Origin of the sequence: Rummeliibacillus sp. POC4, assembly GCF_003576525.1 — a bacterium.
Taxonomy (GTDB): Bacteria; Bacillota; Bacilli; order Bacillales_A; family Planococcaceae; genus Rummeliibacillus.
In genome coordinates this window covers 25,761-33,034 of record NZ_QWUA01000055.1, presented here as the reverse complement: position 1 = coordinate 33,034, position 7,274 = coordinate 25,761, and the positions used below count along the sequence as shown (strand labels likewise).

6 protein-coding genes and 1 other annotated feature are annotated in these 7,274 nt (G+C 34.5%); of the genes, 2 read left to right on the top strand and 4 right to left on the bottom strand.

What is annotated here, in order from left to right; genetic code table 11:
* Nucleotides 1-29 precede the first annotated feature (29 nt).
* Both D1606_RS13695 and D1606_RS13690 read right to left on the bottom strand, forming a co-directional pair.
* A complete protein-coding gene (locus tag D1606_RS13695; RefSeq protein WP_119416582.1) occupies nucleotides 30-575 on the bottom strand; it encodes an NADPH-dependent FMN reductase in 546 nt (181 codons plus the stop codon).
* Between the two features lie 131 nt (nucleotides 576-706).
* The gene (locus tag D1606_RS13690) at nucleotides 707-1,441 is read right to left on the bottom strand and encodes a polysaccharide deacetylase family protein (protein WP_119416581.1); all 735 of its coding nucleotides are present in this window, start codon (nucleotides 1,439-1,441) and stop codon (nucleotides 707-709) included.
* 195 nt (nucleotides 1,442-1,636) lie between these two features.
* Nucleotides 1,637-1,887 (top strand) — a binding site (T-box leader).
* A gap of 47 nt (nucleotides 1,888-1,934) precedes the next feature.
* Here D1606_RS13690 and metG point away from each other — a divergent pair.
* Together metG and D1606_RS13680 are read left to right on the top strand one after the other, a co-directional pair.
* Nucleotides 1,935-3,581 carry a methionine--tRNA ligase gene (gene metG / locus D1606_RS13685; RefSeq protein ID WP_119416580.1) on the top strand — a complete coding sequence of 549 codons (1,647 nt, stop codon included), beginning with the start codon at nucleotides 1,935-1,937 and terminating at the stop codon, nucleotides 3,579-3,581.
* Between the two features lie 102 nt (nucleotides 3,582-3,683).
* Nucleotides 3,684-4,925 (top strand): aminopeptidase, encoded by a 1,242-nt coding sequence (locus tag D1606_RS13680; RefSeq protein ID WP_119416579.1) that lies wholly within the window; start codon nucleotides 3,684-3,686, stop codon nucleotides 4,923-4,925.
* A gap of 92 nt (nucleotides 4,926-5,017) precedes the next feature.
* Here D1606_RS13680 and D1606_RS13675 read toward each other — a convergent pair whose 3' ends face one another.
* Nucleotides 5,018-5,350 carry an ArsR/SmtB family transcription factor gene (locus D1606_RS13675; RefSeq protein WP_483314016.1) on the bottom strand — a complete coding sequence of 111 codons (333 nt, stop codon included), beginning with the start codon at nucleotides 5,348-5,350 and terminating at the stop codon, nucleotides 5,018-5,020.
* A gap of 106 nt (nucleotides 5,351-5,456) precedes the next feature.
* Complete coding sequence (locus D1606_RS13670; protein WP_119416577.1) at nucleotides 5,457-7,181, bottom strand: SulP family inorganic anion transporter; 1,725 nt, start codon at nucleotides 7,179-7,181, stop codon at nucleotides 5,457-5,459.
* Between the last annotated feature and the right edge of the window lie 93 nt (nucleotides 7,182-7,274).

The window sequence follows — 7,274 nt, the reverse complement described above, 5'->3', positions numbered from 1 at the left end:
CTTAATAGGAGCCATAATTTTCGTATTCATTATGAAAGATATGATTTCATCCATTCCATAAAGTTAGCTATTACTGAATCTAAAAATTTAACTGTTCCTTCGTCTATTAAATTGCCTTCAGCGTCAAATTTTGTATGTGCTGCACCTACATAGACTTCGTTTCCTTGTAACACAGGTGACCCAAGACCTTGTGCAAATAGGATGTCACGTAAATGCATTTGTGCTTTTACAGTACCAAGGTTCCCCATTGATGCACCCATGATTATAGACGGTTTGCCAATCATCACTTTATCTACACGTGATAACCAGTCAATTGCATTTCCAAGAACACCTGGAATAGAACCATTATATTCCGGTGTTACCCAAAGTACTGCATCTGCTTCTTTTACTTTTGCTTTAAAATCAAGTACAACTTGAGGCGCTTCATTTTCAATATCTTGATTGTACATTGGAATATCATTTAATTTTAATATTTCCAAATCAAATTGATCTGCATAATGTTTTTGAATAAACTTTGCTAACATCATATTATAAGATTCTTTACGGATACTACCAATAATCGCAACTACTTTCATGTTAATTCCTCCTATTCATATTTCAATTCAAGATTATTATTAATTCAAGATAATTTCAATTTTATTGTCCTTTATTTACTCAAACATAATTAGAGTAAGGATTATTCTTTCGAAATATCCTTACCCTATGTTCATTTACTTATACGAGGGTTTTTTTCTCCCATTAATTCGGAAATTGTAACAAATTTATATCCTTCTTTTTCAAGTTGGGGTAAAATAATTTCTAATGCTTTAACTGTTTGAGTACGATTGCCCCCTCCATCATGGAAAAGCACTACATTACCCGGGGAAGCACCATTTAAAACTTTATTTGCAATTCTTCTAACGCCTGGATTTTTCCAATCCAATGTATCTAGATGCCATGACCAAATAACAACTTTATAACCACTATCATAAGCGGTATTTATAATATCATCTGTATAAATTCCACCTACTGGACGAAACAGAGTTGGGGCATACCCCGTAATACTATAAATAATATCATTTGTTTTCTTTAGTTCTTCTTGTAATCGCCTTCCCGAAGCTTTAAATACATGTGAATAAGTATGATTAGCTATTTCATGCCCTTCATTGAATTGTCGTTTAATCACTTCTGGATATTTTTCAGCACTTTTTCCCAACACAAAAAAAGTCCCTTTCGCATCATATTTCGCTAATAGTTCTAAAATTTGTGATGTATACCTAGGATCCGGTCCATCATCAAATGTTAAAGCAATCACTTTTTCATCTGTTTTAACATCCCACAACACTTGCCCTGTTTTCTCATAATATTGCCTACCCTTATCCGATGCATAACTAAAGCTTGCATAAGAAATGGAGATGAGTAAAACGCAAACAGTTATGAGTATTAAAATGTTTCGTTTCAATATTTCACCCCCAAAGAAAATTTTCAAAATACATTGTGACTTTAATATCTGCCGAACTCAATAATTTATGCTTTTAAAATGTCTTTTGAAATATCTAAAGAAGGCGATAAAAAACCGTTTTGAGGGCATACTACGTGTGCGAATAATCTTCTTGTAATTTACAATATTATCCGTTATACTATTGTAAATTTATAGAAAATAGCTATGATGAGGGAAAGTAGATAAGGGAATGATTATAGAGAGCTTCTGATGGTGGAAATGAAGCATCTTGAACCTAATTGAAAATGGCCTTTGAGCTTCGTATCGAAAGAAACTTCGAGTAGAATACGACGAGAAGACACTCGTTACAACGGAAGCAGTATCTCTTTTCAAGACGTACTGATAAAGACAAATAGTGTGAGCTATTTGTAAACCTAGGTGGTACCACGAGTATACTCGTCCTAATCTTTTATAGATTAGGACGTTTTTTTATTTTAATTTGGAGGGATGAAAAATGACAATTGTTATCGGCGGTGCATGGCCATATGCAAATGGTTCACTCCATTTAGGGCATATTGCTGCACTATTACCAGGAGATATCTTGGCAAGATATTATAGACAGAAAGGCGAAAAAGTATTATACATTTCAGGGAGTGACTGCAACGGTACACCAATTTCTATTAGAGCCAATCAGGAACATACAACAACTGAAGCTATCGCGAATCGATATCATAGGGAGTTTCAAAATAACTTCAAACAACTTGGTTTTACTTATGATTTCTATACGCGAACAGATGAGGGACATCATCATCAGTCTGTGCAAAATATTTTCAAACTATTATTAGATAATGGTTATTTATATAAAAAGGCGATCGAGCAAACTTATTGTGAATACGATAACCAGTTTCTACCGGATCGTTTTGTAGAAGGTATATGTCCAATTTGCGGAGCTAAAGCTAGAGGAGATCAATGTGATCACTGTTCTTCTATACTTGATCCACTTGATTTAATCGACAAACGTTGTAAAATCTGTGGACATGAACCCGTCATTAAAGAAACCGAACATTTTTATTTTGAATTTAGTCATTTTCAACAGGCTTTAGAAAACTTTATCCAACAAGCTGAAAATGACCATCGATGGCGTGACAATGCCATACAACTTACAAAGCGTTATTTAGCTGAAGGTGTTCCTGATCGTGCGGTAACACGTGATTTACCAAATGGTATCTCAGTCCCTATTGAAGGCTTCGAAGACAAGAAAATCTACGTATGGATTGAAGCTGTTTCAGGTTATTTAACAGCCAGCATTGAATGGGCCAAGCAACACAATGAAAATATAGAAGATTGGTGGAATGACCATACAACTTCTTACTATATTCATGGAAAAGATAATATTCCATTTCATACAATTATTTGGCCATCTATATTAATGGCAATTGGCAATCAAGCTTTACCAACTCATATTATTTCCAATGAATATCTAACTTTAGAAAAACGCAAACTATCTACAAGTCAAAACTGGGCAGTTTGGATACCTTATATAACACGAAAATATGATCCAGACTCTATACGTTATTTTCTCACGATTAATGCTCCTGAAAATCGAGATACTGATTTCTCATGGCGAGAATTTATTTTAAGCCATAATGGTGAATTACTCGGAGCTTACGGAAACTTCGTTAATAGAACATTCAAGTTTATCGAAAAATCATTTGAAGGAAAAATACCAGTGGGCATGATCAATAAGGATATTCAAAATGAGACGTTCCAACTCTATAGCAGCGTCGGAAGACTAATCGAGGATGGACATTTTAAACAAGCTCTAGAGGAAATTTTCAAATACATTCGTCATGCTAACAAATACTTTGATATTCAACAACCGTGGATTCAAGTAAAGCAAAACAAGAATGAAGGAGAAAACACATTATATACATGCACCTACATTATTTTAAATCTAGCTCAACTGTTGCACCCTTTCCTGCCTTTCTCAACAGATAAAATTAAAGAAATGTTTCGTATAAAAAAAGTGGAATGGCAAGAGCAAACTGATATTCCACGTCAGGTATACGATGTGAGACCACTATTTGAAAGGATAGATACTAATTTAATCGAGCAAGAATATAATCATTTGATGGATTGTTCTCCAAACTATTCATCTTAAATTATTTCATTTTCCGAATAATAAGATAGGCTAATATTTCGGAATTTACATTTTATTATGATAATATAATCAATGAAAATAATAATTTGGGGGCAAGGATAAATGTTAGCTAACTTTGAAGAAAATTTACTGAAATATGCAAAACTTTTGGTAGCAAAAGGTATCAATGTTCAACCTGGAGATTGGGTAAAGATGACAATTTCAGTCGATCAAGCGCCTTTAGCCCGTCTGGTCACAAAAGAAGCTTATGCCTTAGGTGCTGAAAAAGTCATTGTTAAATGGGCTGACGATGAAATTAGCAAGCTTCATTATCTACATCAACCTGTTGAAGTATTAACGGATATTCCTGAATATGAAATTCAAGAATCTGAAGATCATGTATTAAATCATCATGTCTGTCGCCTATCAATCATTTCAAGTGATCCTGGCTTACTAAATGAAGTAGATCCCGCAAAAGTTGCCGCTTATCAAAACGTTTTTAGCAAAGCATTCATCGCTCAACGTAAAGCAACTCAAAATGATGACTTAAAATGGACTGTTGCAGCAGCAGCTGGAGCTGGTTGGGCTGCACATGTATTCCCTGAATTAGCTACTTCTGAAGAACAAGTAGATGCTTTATGGGATCAAATTTTTAAAACTTGTCGTGTCTATGCAGATGATCCGATCGTTGCTTGGGATGAACATAAAGATACGTTAAACAAAAAGGCAGCAAAACTAAACGAAATCCAATTTGATGCTTTGCATTATACTGCTCCTGGTACAGATTTAACATTAGGCTTACCAAAGAACCACATCTGGGCTAGTGCAGGTAGTTTCAATCCAAAAGGTGAAGAATTTATCGCAAATATGCCAACAGAAGAAGTCTTCACTGCTCCAGATACCCATCGCATGGAAGGTGTCGTACGTAGTACAAAACCATTAAGCTATGCAGGTACATTAATCGAGGGCATCGAAGTACACTTTAAAGGTGGGCAAATTGTTGATATATCTGCTGAAAAAGGCGATGAAACAATTAAAAAACTCGTACATGACAATGAAGGAGCAACAGGTTTAGGAGAGGTTGCACTTGTCCCAGACCCATCACCTATTTCCCAATCAGGTATTACTTTCTATACAACTCTTTACGACGAAAACGCATCTAACCACTTAGCAATTGGTGCTGCATATCCAACTACCATTCAAGGTGGGACAAAAATGAGCCAAGAAGAGTTACTAGAACACGGAATGAACACATCCACAGTTCACGTCGATTTCATGATTGGTTCTAACAAGATGGATATTGATGGCATCAAACAAGATGGCACAGTTGTACCTATTTTCCGTAATGGTGATTGGGCATTTTAATCAAATTGAACAACATGGCATGATCAATTTAATATAATCAAACAAAAACTCGGATAGAAGATAAATTTCTGTCCGAGTTTTTGCGATTTACACTATTCTTCTTTCATTTGATCAAGTAACGTGATTGCATCTACAAGATGATTATTGAAAATTTGTTTAGCAACTTCCAACAATTCAATTATCATAGGATCTCTTAATGAATAAATTACACGATTCCCATCCTTTGTACCATAAACAATATTTTTTGCCCTTAGTACTGTTAACTGTTGAGAAACAGCAGATCCTTCACTGCCTAGCTGGGTTTGAATTTCATTGACACTCCGATCACCTTCAGATAAAACTTCGAGAATTTGGATTCTTAATGGATGGGCAAGTGCTTTAAAAAAATCCGCTTTAAACTCATGTAGTCCTTTATTCAACGTAATTCCCCACTTCCTACATATAAAACGTATAACGTATTTTTACATGCTTTTTCTCCAAAACAAATCAAGTCTTGTTACTTTTAATTATAACGGACTTCCATGCGTAGTCTTAATCTTTTATACCGGATAATGATTTACATTCATTAAAAATAAATCTCTTACACCCAATACATTTATTTTTCTCTAATTGTAGTAGTGCATAATCGATTGCTTCTCCTGTATGATCAAAGAAATGTTCTTCACCTATTAGATTATACAACCCCGTTCTTTTAAGAAACGCTTTAGGCTCTTCTTTTAACCCAGATATCAAGATCATTCCATGTTTTGAGAAATCTTTTACAATACTTGATAAATAATAATTTCCCGTAGTATCAATAAAAGGCACTTTGTTCATTCTTAAAAGTAAGACTTTTGGTTGGTAGTTAATAGTATTCATAATATCTTCCGCAAAAGATTGAGCTGCACCAAAGAACAGTGGTCCTTCAATATTGAACATACTAATTTGTGGGCAACCATGTTGTGAATGTGAATCTTGCTCCTCTACTTTTGCATTTTTTCTAGAATGATTTGGCAAAGCTTTTTTCGTAACCATATGGTAACTCATATTCTTTATGAATAAAATCACTGCCAGTAATAGACCAAACTCTACTGCCACAGTTAAATTAATGAAAACAGTTAATATAAACGTTACGACAATGACTAGTGAATCACTCGTTTTCGTTTTTAACACATGGTAAAACACCTTCTTTTCACTCATATTCCATGCAACTACCATTAAAACAGGTGCCATACTTGCGAGTGGAATATTAGTCGCATATGGAGCAAAAAGGACTAATATTAGAAATACAACCAAACCGTGTATAATACCAGACATAGGTGATACAGCACCTGTTTTAATATTTGTAGCTGTTCTTGCAATAGCACCTGTTGCTGGAATACCGCCAAAAAGTGGCGTTACCATATTGGCAACTCCTTGTCCTATAAGCTCTCGATTACTGTTGTGTTTACTACTTGTCATACCGTCAGCCACAACTGCAGACAATAATGATTCGATACTACCAAGAATTGCAATTACGAATGCTGGTTTTATAAGATGAACAATTCTTTCCCAAGTCAAATCAGGGAATTGAAACTGCGGCAAAGAGTTTGGAATTTCCCCATACTTAGAGCCAATTGTTGCAACTTCTGTTGGGAAGAAGATGGTTGCAATAATCGTAGAAACAACAATCCCTATTAAAGGCCCAGGTACTTTTGGAAACCACTTTGGTATAAATAAAATAAAAAACAAACATATACAGGCAGTTAAAATACTATATATATTCACTGTATATAAGTGAACTGCAATTTCTTTCAAATTCTCTATAAAAAATTCTTTGCTTTTAACATTTTGAAGCCCTAAAAAATTTGCAATTTGCCCAACAAAAATAGTTACAGCTATTCCTGCCGTAAACCCAATAGTCACTGGTCTCGGTATAAATCTTATGAGAGATCCAAGCTTAAAAACGCCCATCAAAATAAGTAAGATTCCGGCTAAAAAACCCGCTATTAATAAATCGTTATAACCATATGTTATGACGATACCAAATAAGATTGGTATAAACGCTCCTGTAGGACCACCAATTTGATATTTCGAACCACCCAAAAGTGATATTAAAATCCCAGCAACAATAGTTGTATATATTCCATACTCTGGTTTTACTCCTGAAGCAATTGCAAACCCCATACCTAATGGAATTGCAATCACTGCAACTATTAGCCCTGATAGTAAATCTTTTTGGAAACTCTTAAAGGAGTAGTCTGTATATCTTCCTGAAAAAATTGGTTTTTTCAGCATTATTATCTCCTTCTTTCTTTACTTTTAAATAACTGAATATCTGATTATTTGAATATACTGTTATACGAATATACATTGAACAAGAGAATTTGT